This is a genomic window from Kribbella sp. NPDC020701, assembly GCF_055562215.1.
In genome coordinates this window covers 241-17,095 of record NZ_JBVHFT010000019.1, presented here as the reverse complement: position 1 = coordinate 17,095, position 16,855 = coordinate 241, and the positions used below count along the sequence as shown (strand labels likewise).

At 69.2% G+C, this 16,855-nt stretch carries 13 protein-coding genes; 8 read left to right on the top strand and 5 right to left on the bottom strand.

What is annotated here, in order from left to right; translation table 11 throughout:
• The first annotated feature begins 106 nt into the window (after positions 1–106).
• Positions 107–1,000, top strand: coding sequence for a phytanoyl-CoA dioxygenase family protein (locus tag ACZ3HV_RS35860; RefSeq protein ID WP_465691082.1), 894 nt, complete (start codon positions 107–109; stop codon positions 998–1,000).
• A 15-nt stretch (positions 1,001–1,015) separates the two neighbouring features.
• On the opposite strand, the gene ACZ3HV_RS35855 is transcribed toward ACZ3HV_RS35860, so the two are convergent.
• The gene (locus tag ACZ3HV_RS35855) at positions 1,016–1,711 is read right to left on the bottom strand and encodes a phosphatase PAP2 family protein (protein WP_465691080.1); all 696 of its coding nucleotides are present in this window, start codon (positions 1,709–1,711) and stop codon (positions 1,016–1,018) included.
• 242 nt (positions 1,712–1,953) lie between these two features.
• Here ACZ3HV_RS35855 and ACZ3HV_RS35850 point away from each other — a divergent pair, with 242 nt between their 5' ends.
• Genes ACZ3HV_RS35850 through ACZ3HV_RS35830 form a run of 5 tightly spaced genes read left to right on the top strand, consistent with a single transcriptional unit; the run spans position 1,954 to position 7,435 of the window.
• Complete coding sequence (locus tag ACZ3HV_RS35850) at positions 1,954–3,444, top strand: sugar transferase (RefSeq protein WP_465691078.1); 1,491 nt, start codon at positions 1,954–1,956, stop codon at positions 3,442–3,444.
• A complete protein-coding gene (locus ACZ3HV_RS35845) occupies positions 3,444–4,373 on the top strand; it encodes a GDP-L-fucose synthase family protein (RefSeq protein ID WP_465691076.1) in 930 nt (309 codons plus the stop codon). Before ACZ3HV_RS35850 ends, ACZ3HV_RS35845 begins: the two co-directional genes overlap by 1 nt.
• A complete protein-coding gene (gene gmd, locus ACZ3HV_RS35840) occupies positions 4,370–5,353 on the top strand; it encodes a GDP-mannose 4,6-dehydratase (RefSeq protein ID WP_465691074.1) in 984 nt (327 codons plus the stop codon). The genes ACZ3HV_RS35845 and gmd overlap by 4 nt, the downstream gene beginning before the upstream one ends.
• A gap of 3 nt (positions 5,354–5,356) precedes the next feature.
• On the top strand, positions 5,357–6,133 hold the full coding sequence (locus ACZ3HV_RS35835) for a WecB/TagA/CpsF family glycosyltransferase (protein ID WP_465691072.1): 777 nt from the start codon (positions 5,357–5,359) through the stop codon (positions 6,131–6,133).
• 9 nt (positions 6,134–6,142) lie between these two features.
• The gene (locus ACZ3HV_RS35830) at positions 6,143–7,435 is read left to right on the top strand and encodes a hypothetical protein (protein WP_465691070.1); all 1,293 of its coding nucleotides are present in this window, start codon (positions 6,143–6,145) and stop codon (positions 7,433–7,435) included.
• A 51-nt stretch (positions 7,436–7,486) separates the two neighbouring features.
• Here ACZ3HV_RS35830 and ACZ3HV_RS35825 read toward each other — a convergent pair whose 3' ends face one another.
• The 3 genes from ACZ3HV_RS35825 to ACZ3HV_RS35815 all read right to left on the bottom strand — a co-directional run bounded on the left by ACZ3HV_RS35825 (position 7,487) and on the right by ACZ3HV_RS35815 (position 11,590).
• Positions 7,487–7,618, bottom strand: coding sequence for a hypothetical protein (locus ACZ3HV_RS35825; RefSeq protein ID WP_465691068.1), 132 nt, complete (start codon positions 7,616–7,618; stop codon positions 7,487–7,489).
• A gap of 85 nt (positions 7,619–7,703) precedes the next feature.
• Entirely contained in the window at positions 7,704–9,227 is a 1,524-nt protein-coding gene (locus ACZ3HV_RS35820; RefSeq protein ID WP_465691067.1) for a WD40 repeat domain-containing protein, read from the bottom strand.
• Between the two features lie 143 nt (positions 9,228–9,370).
• Positions 9,371–11,590 carry a LamG-like jellyroll fold domain-containing protein gene (locus ACZ3HV_RS35815; protein WP_465691065.1) on the bottom strand — a complete coding sequence of 740 codons (2,220 nt, stop codon included), beginning with the start codon at positions 11,588–11,590 and terminating at the stop codon, positions 9,371–9,373.
• Positions 11,591–11,762: 172 nt separating this feature from the next.
• Between ACZ3HV_RS35815 and ACZ3HV_RS35810 the strand changes: the two genes are divergently transcribed.
• Positions 11,763–13,388, top strand: coding sequence for a Wzz/FepE/Etk N-terminal domain-containing protein (locus tag ACZ3HV_RS35810; RefSeq protein WP_465691063.1), 1,626 nt, complete (start codon positions 11,763–11,765; stop codon positions 13,386–13,388).
• 10 nt (positions 13,389–13,398) lie between these two features.
• On the top strand, positions 13,399–14,703 hold the full coding sequence (locus tag ACZ3HV_RS35805) for an O-antigen ligase family protein (protein ID WP_465691062.1): 1,305 nt from the start codon (positions 13,399–13,401) through the stop codon (positions 14,701–14,703).
• Here the strand turns inward: ACZ3HV_RS35805 and ACZ3HV_RS35800 are convergent.
• Positions 14,689–16,248, bottom strand: a complete 1,560-nt coding sequence (locus ACZ3HV_RS35800) for a right-handed parallel beta-helix repeat-containing protein (RefSeq protein ID WP_465691060.1) — start codon at positions 16,246–16,248, stop codon at positions 14,689–14,691. The two genes, ACZ3HV_RS35805 and ACZ3HV_RS35800, sit on opposite strands and share 15 nt — an antisense overlap.
• Between the last annotated feature and the right edge of the window lie 607 nt (positions 16,249–16,855).

Here is a 16,855-nt window from a genome sequence, read left to right as displayed (position 1 = left end):
ACGGGGCCGCGCCCGCCGATGGACCTCTCGAGGTGGACGGCTGGGGCAAGCAACGGGGACTTGGTCCGAGCCGGAACAAGCCGGCTCGACGAGAGGGGGGTTCATCATGCATTCCATTTATGTCGACGCCGAGTTCGGCGACGACGAACGCAGGCAGAAGCTGTACGACGGCGACCTGTTCGTCTACTCGCCGCGACCGTCGACCCTGGCGCTCACCGAGTTCGCCGGACAGCTGGCCCGGGAGGCATTCGCTCCGTTGGACCCGGAGACGGCACAGTTCGACATGGCGGTCGAGGACTACGCGGCGCTGCTCGCCGAGCTGAAGCCGCGCTTCATCCACCATCCGGAGTCGAAGCGGCTGATCCAGGCGATGCTGGTCGACTTCGGCTGTGATCCGGAGCAGGTGTACTTCGACGTCCCGCGGATGCGGAGCTCGACATCGAACGACTACCTCACCACCGGGATCGCGTTCGCCTTCCACCCGCATCGCGACACCTGGTACTCGGCACCGAGCTTCCAGCTCAACTGGTGGCTGCCGATCTTCGCGATCACCGCGGAGAACGGGCTCGCCTTCCACCCGAGGTACTGGCAGACCCCGGTCCGGAACAGCTCCCGGGTCTACAACTACGCGGAGTGGAACGCGACCAGCCGCAAGATCGCCGCGACCCAGATCGGCACCGACACCCGGGTGCAGCCGGTGCCGGAAGAAGAGGTCGAGCTGATGCCGCAGCTTCGTCCGATCTGCAAGCCCGGCGGCATCATCTTGTTCTCGGGTGCGCAGTTGCACTCCAGCGTGCCGAACAGCTCCGGCCGGACACGGTTCAGCATCGACCTGCGCACCGTTCACCTGGGCGACGCGCTGGACGGCCGGGCGGCGCCGAACATCGACTCGGCGTGCACCGGCACGACGATGGGCGACTACCTCCGGGTCAGCGACCTGGAGCACGTCCCGGCCGACGTGGTCGCCGCCTTCGACACCCCGAGCGCCGCGATCGCGTGACTCGTCCGGCCGGCGTCACTGCGACGTCGGCCGGACAGCTCTCATCCGGGCGAGCCGGTCCGTCAGCAGGGCTGCCGACGCGATCACGAGCAGGCCGCAGCCGAAGCCGCCGAGCGTGTCGGTGGGATAGTGCGCGGTCAGGTGGATCTGGGCCCACGACATCAGGCCGCCACCGACCAGGGCCGCGGCCAGCACGATCGCCGTACCCACGATCCGCCCGGCACGCAGCAGGTCCGCCAGCAGCAGCCCGAGGACCATCGCCGCTGCGGTGGCCGCCGCGGTGTGGCCGCTCGGGTACGACAGGAAGTCGTCGTGGATCCGGCGGTCCACCAGCGGCTTGAGCACAGTCGTGAGCGCGCTGGTCGCCACGATGCCCAGGACGGCCACGACGGCCAGCCGGCGGCGTCCGGCGATCAGGCAGAGCGAGGCGACGGCGACGACCAGCACGGTCCGGCCGACTGGTTCGCCGAGCCAGTCCAGGGCGCGGATCAGGTTCCACGCGTCGGCGGGTGAGTCGTCGACGACGTTCTGGACCCGGGTGTCCAGCCGGCTCGGACCGGTGTCACCGGCGTACAAGATGGCCGGGACGATCGCCAGGACCGCTCCGAGAATCGCGAGTACGGCGACCGGCCGGCGAAGCTCCGGTGTCACCGCGGGCCGGGTGGCCGCACGCGGCTGGGCAGCCCCGTTCGCAGCATGCTCCGACAGCATTCCCCACCCCGACGCAAATTCTATCCAAGGGTTGTCGAGTCGCCGTCGCCGACGGCCCGCGCGCGTAGTAGTCTGCGATGTCGCTCCGCCGACGGGCGGGTGAACTCCTGGGGATGTGAGGCACGTAGGTTTGCCGTCACCTTTGGTGACGATCTCCGTTTGACAGTTCTGACAGGGAGACTGCGGACTGCGCCGGGCACGCACCGTGTTCGGACGTTGGCAGCGCGAGACGAGGGGCCGGTGTGAGCGGAGCAGAGGCGCCGGATGCGGTCGATGGCCGCCGGCCGCTCTGGGTGGTGCCGCACGAGGTGCCCGCGATCGTCCCGCTTCCCTCGCGGTCGACCGAGCCGCGCTGGGTAGGTGTGTATCGCTGGGCCGCAGTGGGCGGCGATCTGCTGGCCGCGATGCTCGGTGTCTCGATCGCTCTCCTGACCCGGTTCGGCTACCACGTCGGCAGCGGCTACCTGATCGTGAGCAGCATCCTTCCGCTGGCCTGGGTCGGCGCTGTCGCGCTGTCGAAGGGCTACGACCCGCGGTACTTCGGCGCCGGTCCGGACGAGTTCCGTTCGCTGCTGCGCTCCGGTGTCGGCCTCACGGCAGCCGTCGCGATGGCGTCGTACGTGACCAAGACGGAGATCGCCCGCGGCTTCGTCGTACTGGCGATTCCGGTGATGGTCGGATCCGCCCTGGTGCTGAGGTACGCACTGCGGAAGGACTTGCATCGGCATCGGCTCAGAGGCCGCTGTATGCACAGGGTTCTCGTGGTCGGGCGTAACGGTCCGGCCGCGACGCTGTGTGAGCACTTGGAGAGCCGCCCGACCGACGGGTACCGCGTGGTGGCGACGTGCCGGCCGCGCGGCGACGGGCACGCGAACGGACCACTGCAGCCGGAAGAGCTGGACGAGCCGGACATTCTGGCCGCCGCCGACCGGCATGCGGTCGAGGTGGTCGCCATCGCGACCGATCCCGAGCTGGCCGGGCAGTCGCTGCGCCGGGTGTCCTGGGCGCTGGAGCAGCGTGGCATCGAGCTGATCGTCTCGCCCGGCATCATCGAGGTGGCCGGCCCGCGGATCTCGGTGCGCCCGGTTGCCGGCCTGTCGCTGCTGCACCTCGAGCGCCCGTCGGTGAGTGGCGGACCGCACCTGATGAAGGCCGTCTTCGACCGCGTCATCGCCCTCGGGTTCATCGTCCTGCTGGCCCCGGTGCTGATCGGGCTGGCGATCGCCGTCCGCTTGTCCAGCCCCGGTCCGGTGCTGTTCCGGCAGCAGCGGGTCGGCCGCGCCGGCGTCGAGTTCACGATGCTGAAGTTCCGCAGCATGTACGCCGACGCCGAGCAGCGGCTCGGTGATCTGTACGCGTTGAGCGACGGCAACGGCGTGATCTTCAAGATGCGCGACGACCCGCGGATGACTCCGCTCGGCCGCTGGATCCGGCGGTTCTCGCTCGACGAGCTTCCCCAGCTGTTCAACGTGCTGCGCGGCGACATGTCCCTGGTCGGCCCGCGCCCGCCGCTGTCGGAGGAAGTCGCCCTGTACGCCGCGGACGACTCGCGGCGGATGCTGGTCAAGCCCGGGATCACCGGCCTGTGGCAGATCAGCGGCCGCAGCGACCTGTCCTGGGACGAGTCGGTCCGGCTCGACCTGCGGTACGTCGACAACTGGTCGATGACCCTTGATCTGCTGATCCTCTGGAAGACCGTGCGCGCGGTGATCTATGGCGCGGGAGCATACTGATGGACCTTCACGCACCGGTGTACATCGCCGGTCACCGCGGCCTGGTGGGCTCCGCGATCTGGCGCCGGATGGAAGCGGCCGGCTACACGTACCTGATCGGCGCCTCGTCGTCCGAGCTGGACCTGCGCGACCGCGCGGCGACGTTCAAGTTCCTGGCCGAGCACCGGCCGGCCGTGGTGATCGACGCGGCCGCTCGGGTCGGCGGCATCCTGGCGAACCGGGACCACCCGACCGAGTTCCTCAGCGACAACCTCCGCATCCAGGTCAACCTGATGGACGCGGCGCTCGAGGTCCGGACGCGGCGGCTGCTGTTCCTCGGGTCGTCGTGCATCTACCCGAAGTACGCCGAGCAGCCGATCCGCGAGTCGAGCCTGCTGACCGGTGAGCTCGAGCCGACCAACGATGCCTACGCGATCGCGAAGATCGCCGGGATCATGCAGGTCCAGGCCGTGCGGCGCCAGTACGGACTGCCCTGGATCTCGGCGATGCCGACGAACCTGTACGGCCCGAACGACAACTTCGACCCGGCCAGCTCGCACGTGCTGCCGGCGCTGATCCGCCGCTTCGACGAAGCCCGGCGTACCGATGCCGGTGAGGTCGTGCTGTGGGGGAGCGGTACGCCGCGGCGCGAGTTCCTGCACGTGGACGACCTGGCCGACGCGTGCCTGCACCTACTCGACTCCTACGACGCGCCGGAGCCGATCAACGTCGGTGTCGGTGCGGACGTGACGATCCGCGAGCTGGCCGAGCTGGTCGCCCGCGTCGTCGGGTACACCGGTGCCATCAGCAACGATCTGTCCAAGCCGGACGGCACCCCGCGCAAGCTGCTCGACGTGAGCCGGCTGCTGGCGCTGGGCTGGAAGCCGTCCATCGACCTCGAAGACGGTGTAGCCGCCACTTACGCCTGGTATCGGGAGCATGTCTCGTGAAGAAGGCGTTCGTTACCGGGATTACCGGTCAGGACGGGTCGTACCTGGCGGAGCTGCTGCTCGCCAAGGGCTACGAGGTGCACGGACTGATCCGGCGCGCTTCGACGTTCAACACGCGGCGGATCGACCATCTGTACGAGGATCCGCACGCCAAGGACAAGCGGCTGTTCCTGCACTACGGCGACCTGACCGACGGGTCGCGACTCGTCACGTTGCTGGCCTCGATCCAGCCGGCCGAGGTGTACCACCTGGCCGCGCAGAGCCATGTCCGGGTCTCGTTCGACGAGCCGGAGTACACCGGTGACACCACCGGGATGGGTACGACGCGGCTGCTCGAGGCGATCCGGATGATCGGGCTGGACTGCCGGTTCTACCAGGCGTCGTCGTCGGAGATGTTCGGTGCGACGCCACCGCCGCAGAACGAGGAGACCCCGTTCCACCCGCGGTCGCCGTACGGCGCCGCGAAGCTCTACGGCTACTGGATGACCCGGAACTACCGCGAGGCGTACGACATGTTCGCGGTGAACGGGATCCTGTTCAACCACGAGAGCCCGCGCCGCGGCGAGACGTTCGTGACCCGGAAGATCACCCGCGCGGTCGCCGCGATCAAGCTCGGCCGCCAGGACCGGGTGTACCTGGGCAACCTGTCCGCCTGCCGCGACTGGGGCTACGCGCCCGAGTACGTCGAGGGCATGTGGCGGATGCTGCAGCACGACACCCCGGCCGACTACGTGATCGCGACCGGAACGTCGTACTCGGTCAAGGATTTCGTCGCACTGGCCTTCGACCACGTCGGCCTGGACTGGGAGGAGTACGTCGACTACGACGCGCGGTACGAACGTCCCACCGAAGTGGACTCACTGATCGGGGACGCGTCCAAAGCCACCTCCGAGCTCGGCTGGAAAGCCCAGGTGCACGTGCCCGAGCTCGTCCGGATCATGGTCGACGCGGATCTGGCCGCGCTGACCCCAGAGGACTGACTGATGACCGACATGCAGACGGCAGCCACCATCGCGGATCGCGTCGATGTGCTGGGCATCCATGTCAGCGTGACGAATCTGGACCACACGGTCGCCACGTTCGCTCGCTGGATCGACAACGACGACCGGCACTTGGTCTGCGTGACCGACATGAACGCGCTGCTGCACGCGCGCGCCGACGAGCGGCTCACCGAGGTCTACAACACGGCCGGCCTGACGGTTCCCGATGGCATGCCGTTGGTGTGGGCGGGTAAGAAGGCCGGGTTCGAGCGGATGGACCGGGTCGCCGGACCGGATCTGCTCGAGCGGGTGATGGCGGAGGCCGCCGAGCGTGGCTGGACGCAGTACTTCTACGGCGGTGCCGAGGGGGTGGCCGCGGAGCTGCGTGGGAACTTCCAGGAGCGTCATCCCGCGCTGAAGGTGGTCGGCACCGAATGCCCGCCGTACCGGCCGTTGACGGAGGCCGAGGACGCCGCGGTGGTCGCGCGGATGAACGAGGCGCGGCCGGACATCATCTGGGTCGGACTCGGCGCCCCCAAGCAGGAGCGCTGGATGGCCGACCACCGGGATCGGCTGAACGCCTCGATCCTGATCGGCGTGGGCGCCGCGTTTGATTTCCACACCGGCCGGCTGGACCGGGCGCCGCTGTGGATGCAGCGCGCCGGGCTGGAGTGGAGCTACCGGCTCTACAAGGAGCCCAAGCGACTCTGGCGGCGGTATGTGCTGGGCATCCCACGTTTCGCCCTGGGCATCCTCCGCCATCCTCCGCGCTCCCTCTAGAGTGCTGGAGTGAAGTTCCGGCGGCCGAAGCTACGTCGGCTGGCCGGACCGGCCGGTCGTGCGAGCTGGGGTCTGGCCGATCAGGCGTTGTCGAGCCTGAGCAACCTCGCGGTCGGGGTGGTGGTCGCGCGGTCCAGCACGGTCGCCGACTTCGGTGTCTACGCGCTGGCCTTCGGCGGATACACGATCGCGCTCAACGTGTCCCGTGCGATCGCGACCGAGCCGCTGGCCGTCCGGTACTCCGGTGAGCGATCGCCCGACTGGCAGCGAGCGGTTCGCGCCAGTACGGCGACCGCACTGCTGGCCGGATTCCTCGCACTCCTGGTAGGCCTGGCGATCGCGGCGTTCCCGGGGGTGCCGTCTCGTGGAGTGCTCATTGCGTTTGCGGTGACGATGCCGGGATTGCTGCTCCAGGATGCGTGGCGGTGGGCGTTCTTCGTCGTCGGCGAGGGCCGTCGGGCGTTCGTGAACGACCTGATCTGGTTGCTCGCGATGCTGGCGATCTTCGGCGGGCTCTATCTCACCGATACTGCGTCCGCCTTCTCGCTGACGTTCGCCTGGGGGCTGGGTGCGGTGATCGCGGCAGTGGCCGGGCGGTTCCAGGCCGGGGTGGCGCCACGACGGCAACTGATCCGCGAGTGGGTACGGCGGAACTGGGATATCACCCCGAAGTACGTGGGGGAGATGCTCGCGGTCTCCGGCACCATCCAGGTCTACATGGTCGGCATCACCGCCGCCGCGAGTCTCGCCGCCACCGCTGGTATCCGTGGCGCCCAGGTCCTGCTCGGCCCGGTGAACGTTCTCAACCAGGGCATCCGGATGATCTCCGTCCCCGAGGCAGCGCGGGCGCTCCGGCACTCCTACCGTCGACTGTGGCTGGTCGGCCTGGCCATCTCCTTCGGCGTCGGTGCGGGCGCGCTGGCCTGGGGTGCCGTCTTCCTGTTGCTCCCGCCGTTCGTGGGTCGTCAGCTCCTCGGCCCGGGCGTCTGGACCCAGGCCCACGAGGTCCTGATCCCCGTCATCCTGCTGCAGGCCCTGGGCGCGTCCAACGCCGGCGCCTTCGCCATCCTCCGCGCCCTCACCGCCGCCACCCGCGGCCTCCGCGTCCGCCTGATCTCCTCGGTCATCCTGATCACCTGCGGCATCACCGGCGCCTTCCTCTGGGGCCCCAAAGGCGCCGCCTGGGGCCTGGCCACCGCCTCCTCCATCACCCTCCTCCTCTGGTGGAACGAAGCCCACCGAGCCATAACCGCCCACCGCGGCACCACCCCACCCCCACCCACCCACCCATCTCGCCCCTAACCCCCGCACCCCTCACCCACGCGAGGGGGTACCCCCTGGCGTTGTGGGTGGTCAGGGGACGGTGATGGTGGAGTAGCCGCCGCGGACCGTGTTGTGGCCGTCGTAGACCTCGATGCGGTACATCTGCGAGGTGCCGGAGGGAGCTGCGGGGTCGGTCAGGGTGATGTTCGGGCGGCTCCACACGACGGGCAGCCCCCACCGGTTGCCTACGGCAAGGGGGTCTGCCCGAACGGGCAGACCCCCTTGGGCCGGGTAATGGAGCACCGGGTTACGGGATCTTGACGGTGACTGACGGGCTCTTGACGATGTTGCGGCCGTCGTGGGCCTCGATGTGGAACGTGTACGTCGAGCCACGCGTCAGTCCCCGGTTCATGACGGTGTAGGACTTCCGCAGCTCCCAGAAGTACGTCGTGTACTTGGCCGAGGCGATGAGCGTCGATCCGCGGAACACGTTGTACGTCAGCGACAGGTTGTCCAGGTCGTACACGTCGGAGTATTTCACGTAGACGCGGCCGGCCGACGTCGCCGTCACCATCGGAGTCTTCGGTACGGCGGGAATCGCGCCGCCCGGCGTGTTCGTGAACCGGGTCAGACCGCGCTGCGGCTTACCGTTCACGTTCAGGAAGTCGCCGCCGACCCAGAGGTCGGTGCTGGTGCCGGCCATCGCCAGCGGCCCGACCTGGGTGGTGCTGCCCTGATCGGCATCGGTGTTCGGGAACCAGGGGCCGAGGTTGCCGTTGATCGCGCTCTCGACCAGCAGATAGTGCGTCCCGGTGCCGTTGCCGAAGGCGCCGGAGGAGCGGCAGTCGTGCGCGTGCGAGCCCTTGTAGACCCAGTCGCCGATCGCCTTGATCGCCTCGGTCGCGCCCAGGCACTTGTTCTGCCAGAGCAGCTGGCCGGTGGACACCTGCGCGGCCAGGACGCCGTCGTAGCAGCCGCTTCCGTCACCGCCGTTGGAGACGAACACCTTGTCGCCGAGGGTGTCGATGTCCTTCACCCGCGTCGTGCAGGTCGCCGTCGGCTTCGGGATCGCCGCCGCGGCCGGGAACGAGTAGGCCGCGCCGGTGGTGGTGTTCAGCATCGCCAGCGAGTAGTGGTCCTGGCCGTTGATCGTGCTGAACGGGCCGCCGACGAAGACCCGGGTGCCGTTGTCGGACACGTCGATCGCGTACACGTCGTTGTTGGCGTTCGGGTTCCACGGCAGCAGGTCGCCCTGGATCAGCCGGACCGCTCCGAGCCGGTTGCGGACGGTACCGTCGATCGTGCCGAACGCGCCGCCGATGTAGACACTGTTGCCGTAGATGGCCAGCGCCTTCACCCGGGCCGCCACGACCGGGTCCCAGGCCGCCACCAGCTTCCCGGTCACGACCGAGAACATCGCGATCTTGCTGCGCTTGATGCCGTTGACGGTGGTGAAGTCACCGCCGATCACGACCCATTTGCCGTCCGCGCTGGTGGCGATGCTGTACACCGGCCCGTTCAGCGTCGGCGCGAACGCGGTCGGAGCTCCGGTGGTCCGGTTGAACGCCGCGATGTAGGTGCGGACGGACTCGCCCTGGCCGGCCGGCTTGCCCGGCTGCCGGATCTTGGTGAACAAGCCGCCGGCGAAGACCGTGTTGCCACTGATCGCGAGCGCGTTGACGCTGTTGTTGGTCTGCCACGAGGTCTGCTTGATCGCCGAGACGGCGGAGCCGAAACCCAGAGTCGCCGCCACCACCGGCGGTCCGGAGGGGATCAGCGCCGCGGCCAGTACAGCCGCGCCGGTGACAATGGCCAGCACTAACTTCTTCATTGATGTCCTTCGGACAGGCGGGGGTCGTACAGTGCGTGCCTCATCACGCACCAGCAGCGGACATTAGCGCTGTAGGAGGCCCACTGGAAGCGGACCTCCCACGCGCGTTATGACTTTGTGCCAGAACTCCCAGACAGGGCCGGTCAGCGGGCCACGTAGTGAGACTGCACTTGCGCCGGAGTGAGCGCGTAGGGATAGACCGCGGCCTCGTCGATCCCCATGCCGGTCTGGGTCGCTCCGCCACCCGGCCAGGTGTTGGTGTTGTCGTACCCGACCCGCCACCAGCCGTAGTACACCGAGGCTGATCCGACCAGCGCGCTCCCGGTCAGCATGCCGTCGACGTACAGCTTCATCATGCCGTTGTCGTAGCTGCCGACGACGTGGTGCCACAGCCCGTCGTTCTTGCCGGACGGGCTGGTCAGCGTGCGCTGCGTGCCGTCGTTCACACCGAAGACGATCGATCCGTTGGTGCGCATGTAGAGCATCCGGTCGCCGCCACCGCCGCTGTTGCCGGTCTTGGAGTTGCCGAAGCCGATGATCCGGCCGCCGCGGGCGACGCCGCTCTGCTTCACCCAGGCCTCGACCGTGAACTGCTGCGGCATGCTGTACGCCTTCTCGCCGACCATCCGGCCGGTGGTCGTGCTGACCGTCATGGCGGTGTTGCCCGTGATCGCGCCGGCCGCGCCCAGCGTGACCCCGGTGAACGTGCCGTTGTTGCTCTGACCCGAGGCGTCGACGGAGGTCGTCGTGCCCGCTGCTTCGCCGAGCCGCCAGTAGGCCTGCGGACCGTCCGCGTTGATCAGCTGGTCGTACGCCGTCGAGGCCGTGGTGGCGACCGTGATCGGGTCCGAGTAGTTGCCGCGGACCGTCGTACTGCCGTCGGTCACCTCGACCCGGTAGTTGGTCACCTCACCCGGCACCGAGGTGGTGTCGGTGAAGTGCAGCCACGGCCGGTCCCACGGCTTGGACGTGGCGGTCCAGGTCGCGATCGTGGTGTTGCTGAAGCCCTTCAGCAGCCGGTAGGTCAGCGTGCTGTCGTCGTTGTCGAGCACGGTCGGGAAGTAGATCTGCACCACGCCCGGCTGGACGCTGTAGGGGAGCAGCTTGGCCGGCTTCGCCGGAGCCGCACCCGGGGTCGCGTTGGTGAACCGGGTCAGACCCTGCTGGGCGACGCCGTTCACGTGCAGGAAGTCGCCGCCGGCCCACAGGTCGTTGCCACCGGTCGCGAAGGCCAGCGGGCCGACGTTGGTGACGCTGTTCGGGTCGGCGTCGGTGTTCGGGTACCAGGGACCGAGCGACCCGTCGGTCAGCTTCTCGCTCAGCAGGAAGCGGTAGTCGAAGCCCTGCGGGAAACCGCCCGCACCCTGGTTGGCGCAGTCGTGCGCGTGCGAGCCCTTGTAGAGCCAGCCGTTGACGACCTTGATCGCCTCGGTCGCGCCGAGGCACTGGTTCTTCCACTTCAGCGTGTTGGTCGCGATGTCGACCGCCCAGGTGCCGTCGAAGCAGCCGCCGCCGTCACCGCCGTTGCCGAAGTACACGGTGTCGCCGCTGGCGTCGATCGACTTGACCCGAGTGGTGCACGAGCCGTTCGGCGGCGGTACGGCGGACGCACCGGGGAACGGGAGTACGGCGCCGGACAGCGGGTCGAGGCTGGTCACGGTGTTCTGGTTGGTGCCGTTGACGGTACTGAACTGGCCACCGGCGTACACCTTGGAGGCGTCGTCGGCGACGTCCACGGCGTACACGTCGCCGTTCGTCGCCGGTGCCCAGGGCAACAGGGTGCCGAGGTCGGCGCTGACGGCCGCCAGCCGCAGCCGGTCCACGCCGTTCACCAGGCCGAACGAGCCGCCGAAGTAGACCGTCGTACCGGACACGGCGATCGACTTGACCCGGAAGGAGACCGAGGGCTTCCAGTTCGCGACGAGGGCGCCGGTGGCGGTGTCGAAGGCGGCGATCCGGTTCCGGGTCTGGCCGTTCACCGTGGTGAAGTCACCGCCGACGAAGATCCGCGCGCCGTCCGCGGTGGCGGCCACCGCGTAGACCTGGCCGTTCAGAACCGGGTTGAACGAACTGACCAGCGCACCGGTGGTGGCGTCGAACGCGGCCAGGTACGCCTGGGCGACCTCGCCGGTCCCGGCTGCGGCACCCGGCGGACGGACACTGGTGAACCGGCCGCCGGCGTACGCCGTCCCGGCCGCGACCGCGATGCCCTGCACGCTGCCGTTGGTCTGCCAGGTCGAACTGTTGACCGCCGAGAGCGAGGCCTCGGTGCTCTGCGCAGGTGGCGCGAACACGAACACCAACGACCCGGCGATGAGAGCGCCCACGATCCCCAGACGCGCGAACGTCCATCTCTTCTGCATCCTGCGATGTCCCCCTCGGACACGGGCGCCACCCACGGGCGCCATCCCTGGTTCTCCAGAACCCCCGAGAGAACCCCCGAGGAGAGAGTAAGGCACGCGACGAGATGCCGTGTCCACCGCGCGCCCTGGTGCCTATATCCTGGGGCGCTGGCGCGAAGGAGTGAGGTAGCAAATGGAACCGGGCACCGTGGTCTGGCGGGAGACCGCCCAGTCACTGCTACGGCAGAAGTGGCTGATCATGGGCTGCATCCTGCTCGGACTGGTCGGCGCCTCGGTGTTCGCGCTCTCCCAGACGACACGGTGGACCGCGTCGAGCCAGCTGGTGATCGGTCCGGCGGTGCCGCCGGCCCTGGTGGGCAAGCTGTCCACGAGCGCCGACAAGACCGGTCCGCTGGGCATGGATCTGCCGGCCGAGACGCAGGCCCGGGTGATGGCCAGCCCGACGCTGCTGCGGGCCGTGGTGCAGTCGCTGGGGATGCCGGACAACGAGGACACCCTCCAGGACCTGGCCGCGGTGACCCGGGTCAAGGCGGTCACCGACAACGCCTACCTGATCACCACCGACGGCCCGACCGCGGAGAAGGCGGTCGAGCGGGCCAACGCGATCTCGACCATCTACCTGCAGCAGCGCAACGACGAGGCCAAGGCGCTGCTGACCAACCTGGCCGAGCAGGCGCAGGCCCGGTCGAAGACCGCCACCCAGCAGTCGCGCAGCCTGGTCAGCCAGATCGACGAGGCGATCCAGCGCGACGACAACCAGACCGCCGCCGCACTGCGCGACCAGCGGGTCGGCCTGGCCACCGAGGCCCGCCAGGCGGCTGACGACGCGGCCGCGATGCTCAAGGCGCTGACGACGGTCGGTGCCGGCAGCGAGCTCGTCACCCCGGCCACGACCGACACTGCGAGCTCCTCGCCGATGGTTGCCCGCGACATCTTGGTCGGCGGCATCCTCGGCCTGGTGCTGGGCTTCGGCCTGGCGCTGCTCCGGTCCCACCTGACGCCGTACATCCTGACCCGCGACCAGTCGGCGCGGGCGGCCGGTTCGCCGGTCATCGCGGCGTCGGAGGGCCACCGTCGCCGGTTCTGGCGCCGGGCCGCTCCCGAGCTACCGCAGTACGAGATCACCGCGCTGGGCGCCGAGGCGAGTGGCGCGCTGGCTCGCCGGGAGCTGAACCCGCGGGCCTTCGCCGGCGGCGGCCCGGGCGCTTTGCTGGTCGTCTCCGCGTCGCCCACGCCGAACTCGGCGGGCATCGCGCTGGCCATGGCCGAGGCGAACGCCCGTGACGGTCGCGAGACCCTGCTGGTCCTGGCCGACATCGAAGGTCCGCCGGTACTGCCGCACCTGACCGGTCACGAGGGCCTGACCGACCTGGTGATGGAGCCGGCCGCGACGCGGGCGATCCGGGCGCGGAAGCTGTTCCGCCCGGGTACGGTCGCCGACCTCTACGTGCTGCCGCCCGGGTTGAACCACGAGGAGACCGCGGAGGCGGTCGGGCCGTCGCTGGTGCCGGGCATCGTGGCTGACCTGCCGCCTGGGTACTCCGTGGTGATCCACGGTCCGGCGTCGGTCGGGCGGCACGGCATCACGCCACTCGCCGCTGCTGTCGATGCGTCGGTACTCGTCGTGCAGGTCGGTCTCGACAAGGAGATGGATGTCGCCCGGCTCACCGGCGCCTTGCAGTTCGCGGGCGCTCCGGTGCTGGGCGTCGTCCTGATCGGCGCCTCGCCCCAGGACGAGACGCTGGGCATCCCGCTGAACTACAAGCCGCTCGACTCGGCTGTGCCGCCGATCCGCTGACTGTGTTGTCATGATGCGGTCCACGATCGCTGCTCCTTACGGCAGTACCCGGTTGGCGCGACCGGTGCCGGGGACGGTTGCGGGGGAGATCGAGAAGCCGGCTTGGTTCTGGCTGGTGCTGTGGTGCCTGTTCGTGCTCGGCGTCCAGCCTTGGTCGTCACGAGTGGCCGCACCGCAGGGGACGACGGGGTCGACGAACAGCGTCATGAAGGGCCTGTTGCTCGGGGCCATCTTCCTGATCGCGCTGGCGGCGACCAAGCCCGGCTTCCGGACCCGGGTGAATCCGGCCGGCTCCATGTACGTGATGTACGTGCTGTTCGCCTGTGCCACCGCCTTCCTGCTGGCGGAGCCGATGGGACCGTTGACCCGGCTGGCCCGGTTCCTGATCGGGCTGGTGCTGGTGTTCCTGCTCTGGCGGCCGCTGGTGCAGGTTCCGGAGCGGCTGATCCGGGCACACCTCTGGGCGCATCTGTTGCTGGCGGCAACAGTCGTGCTGAGCCTGGCGTACGCGCCGTCGCAGGCGTGGCGGCCGTTGCGGTCGCTCGGCGCCGGGTACCGCCTGCAGGGCGTGATCATCCCGATGCTGCCACCGCGCGTGGGCGAGGTCGGCGCGATCCTGCTCGGGCTGGCGCTGATCGGGCTGATCTGCCGGAAGCTGTCGCTGTTCCCGGCCGTGGGGTTGATCGGGCTGGGCGGCGTACTGATCGCGGCGAGCCGGACCCGGACGTCGGCGGCGGCGGTCGCCCTCGGGCTGGTGATCGCCTTGATCGTCACCCGGAAGACGTGGGCCGGACGGATCGCCAGCCTGGCGGTGCCAGGGCTGCTCGGGCTCGCGTTCCTGACGATCGGATCCCTGCACGCGTGGTTGCTGCGTGGGCAGGGGGCGCAGCAGATCAGTTCGCTCAGCGGCCGGACCACGAGCTGGCAGGCGGTGCTGGACGAGAAGGTGTCCATCCAGACCGCGATCATCGGCCACGGGCTCGGCAACAAACGTGTGCTGCTGCGCCGCGGCGAGGGCGACATCGACGTGATGGCGATCGACAACAGCTGGCTCGGCCTCTACTGGGAGACCGGCCTGCTGGCCGTCACCATCGTCGCGATCGCCCTGATCCTCGCGTGGATCTCGGTGCTCCGCGCGCCCACGCCGTACATCCGGGCCTGCGGAGCACTCCTGCTCGGCTATGTCACCGCCGCCTCGCTCAACGAGAGCGGCCTGTCCGACCTCAGCTCCATGACCTTGCACCTGCTGGTCGCCGCCGCCGTGTGCGACGCCGACCGAATACGTTCGCGAAGTCGCGCGCTAGCCGGTCACTGAGTCCTGGTCGAAGCCCGCCTGCTGCCACTGCGACCACGTCATGGTTCTTCCGCGGAAGGCGAAGCGGTTGGCCGGACTGCCGGCGATCTGGTAGCTGTTGCGGCGGAACGTGACGGCGCCGGGCTTGGTGGGGGAGCCCTTGTTCTCGACCACGCCGGTGGTGGCGGTGGCGTCGGCCATGACGACGATGTTGCCCTCGATCACGACGCCGGTCAGGACGTACGTGCCACGCGGGCCGTCGCCCCGGGTGCGGGACTGGATCGAGATGCCGTTGCGATTGTCCTTGACCAGGTTGCCGCGGACCTGGACGTCGGCGGAGGTGTTCACGTTGATGCCGCCGCCGTCCCAGAGGCTCCCGCCGGAGCCGCGGCCGGTGCCGAAGCCGTTGTTCTCGACCACGTTCAGGTCGATCAAAGCCTGGTAGCTGATCTCGTACCGGATCCCGTCGGCAGCGTTGTCCCGGATCCGGTTCCCGGTGATCCGGCGGTCGTACTCGGCGATGTCGCTCCACATCCCGATGCCGCGGTTCGCCACGATGTCGTTGCCGCTCACCTCACCCGACGACCGGGTCGACTTGATCCCGCCGGACTCCCAGTCCGCGATCCAGAACCCGTCGGTGTTGTTCCTGGTGACCAGGTTCGCGGTGATGCGTACGCCGGCCGACTTGTACTGCCCGATCCCGAGCTGACCGTTGTCCGCGACCGTGTTCCGGCTCAGCGTGGCGCCGTCGCCCTCGATCACCATGATCCCGACCGCGTGGTTCCAGCGGACCTCGTTCCCGGTCACCTTCCATCCGCGGCCGACCTGAAGCGCACCGCCCTGTGCGCGGCTGGCGAAGTGCTCGATCGTCAACCCGGTCACGGTGACGTTGTCGGCCGACTTGTCGATCGCGGTCTGCGTCCGGGACAGCTCGACCTGATGGCCGTCCGGGTCGTCTCCGACGTACACAGCGTCCGCGGCGTAGTCGCCGAAGAACGTTCCCGGCTTCAGGTCGCTGCGACGCATCACCCGGGTCAGGTGCTTCCCGTCGACGAACACCTGCTCGCCGCGCTGGCACGGCTTGGCCTGGTTGTCCTCACACTGGCCCTTGAGCGGGTACGCCGCCGGCAGCGCGCCACGCACCACCCAGGCGTTGCCGGACCGCTTCCATCCGGTCAGCCGCACGGATCCCGTGAGTACGACGCCCGCACCGCCACCGAGCGTGTCACCGGTCCGCGGTTTGATCGTCCGGCTGATCCGGTGCACACCCTTCGCGAAGCAGAACACCGTGCTCTCGGGCGCCGCGTCGATCACCGACTGCGGGTCCTTGCCCACCGGGATCGCGGTTCCCTGGCAGGGCTTCGCCGTACCAGGTCCGGTCGGTCCCAGCGCCGCCGCGGCCGCGGGCGGCGGACCGGTCGGAACGGCCACCGTGGTCGTTGCCGGCCCAGCAGTCTGCGAAGGCTCACCGGAACCCGAGACCGTGCCCGGGCTCCCGGAGTCCGAGCACCCGGCCAGCAGCAACAGCACGACGGCACCACCCGTCGCGACAACCCGACGCCTCATCCACGCCCCTTCTCACCCCCGGCGAACAGATCTGCGTGAGACTACCCGCCCCAAGGCCGACCCCCACCAGCCAGCCCACCTCCCGCCCCACCCACCACTCCAACCCCACCACAACAACCGGCGACCCCGACCAGCCGATCCAATCCCCGAGCCCCCAGAACCTGTCCAAGGTCCCCAGGTGGTGTCCCGCGCCACCGATCACCCGCCCAGCCGATGCACAGCTGCCGGGGCCTGGCTCGGGAAGTCGGGACCTCGGACAGGTTATGCATTGTCTGCGGCGCCCGGAACCTGTCCGGGGTCCCGAGATTCTGTCCGGGGTCCCGAGAACCTGTCCGGGGTCGCGAGAACCTGTCCGAGGTCCCTGGGAGTTGTCCGAGGTCCGGGAGTTGTCCGAGGTCCCGACGAGTTGTGCGGGGTCCCGAGGAGTTGTGCGGGGTCCCGAGAACCTGTCCGGGGTCGCGAGAACCTGTCCGAGGTCCCTGGGAGTTGTCCGAAGTCCGGGAGTTGTCCGGGGTCCCGAGGAGTTGTGCGGGGTCCCGAGGAGTTGTGCGGGGTCCCGAGAACCTGTCCGGGGTCGCGAGAACCTGTCCGAGGTCCCTGGGAGTTG

What these genes read in the sequence shown, in the direction of transcription:
- ACZ3HV_RS35860 (WP_465691082.1), top strand. Translation starts at nt 107, where the DNA reads ATGCATTCCATTTATGTCGACGCCGAGTTCGGCGACGACGAACGCAGG.
- ACZ3HV_RS35855 (WP_465691080.1), bottom strand. Translation starts at nt 1,711, where the DNA reads ATGCTGTCGGAGCATGCTGCGAACGGGGCTGCCCAGCCGCGTGCGGCC.
- ACZ3HV_RS35845 (WP_465691076.1), top strand. Translation starts at nt 3,444, where the DNA reads ATGGACCTTCACGCACCGGTGTACATCGCCGGTCACCGCGGCCTGGTG.
- ACZ3HV_RS35835 (WP_465691072.1), top strand. Translation starts at nt 5,357, where the DNA reads ATGACCGACATGCAGACGGCAGCCACCATCGCGGATCGCGTCGATGTG.
- ACZ3HV_RS35820 (WP_465691067.1), bottom strand. Translation starts at nt 9,227, where the DNA reads ATGAAGAAGTTAGTGCTGGCCATTGTCACCGGCGCGGCTGTACTGGCC.
- ACZ3HV_RS35815 (WP_465691065.1), bottom strand. Translation starts at nt 11,590, where the DNA reads ATGCAGAAGAGATGGACGTTCGCGCGTCTGGGGATCGTGGGCGCTCTC.
- ACZ3HV_RS35810 (WP_465691063.1), top strand. Translation starts at nt 11,763, where the DNA reads ATGGAACCGGGCACCGTGGTCTGGCGGGAGACCGCCCAGTCACTGCTA.
- ACZ3HV_RS35805 (WP_465691062.1), top strand. Translation starts at nt 13,399, where the DNA reads ATGATGCGGTCCACGATCGCTGCTCCTTACGGCAGTACCCGGTTGGCG.
- ACZ3HV_RS35800 (WP_465691060.1), bottom strand. Translation starts at nt 16,248, where the DNA reads ATGAGGCGTCGGGTTGTCGCGACGGGTGGTGCCGTCGTGCTGTTGCTG.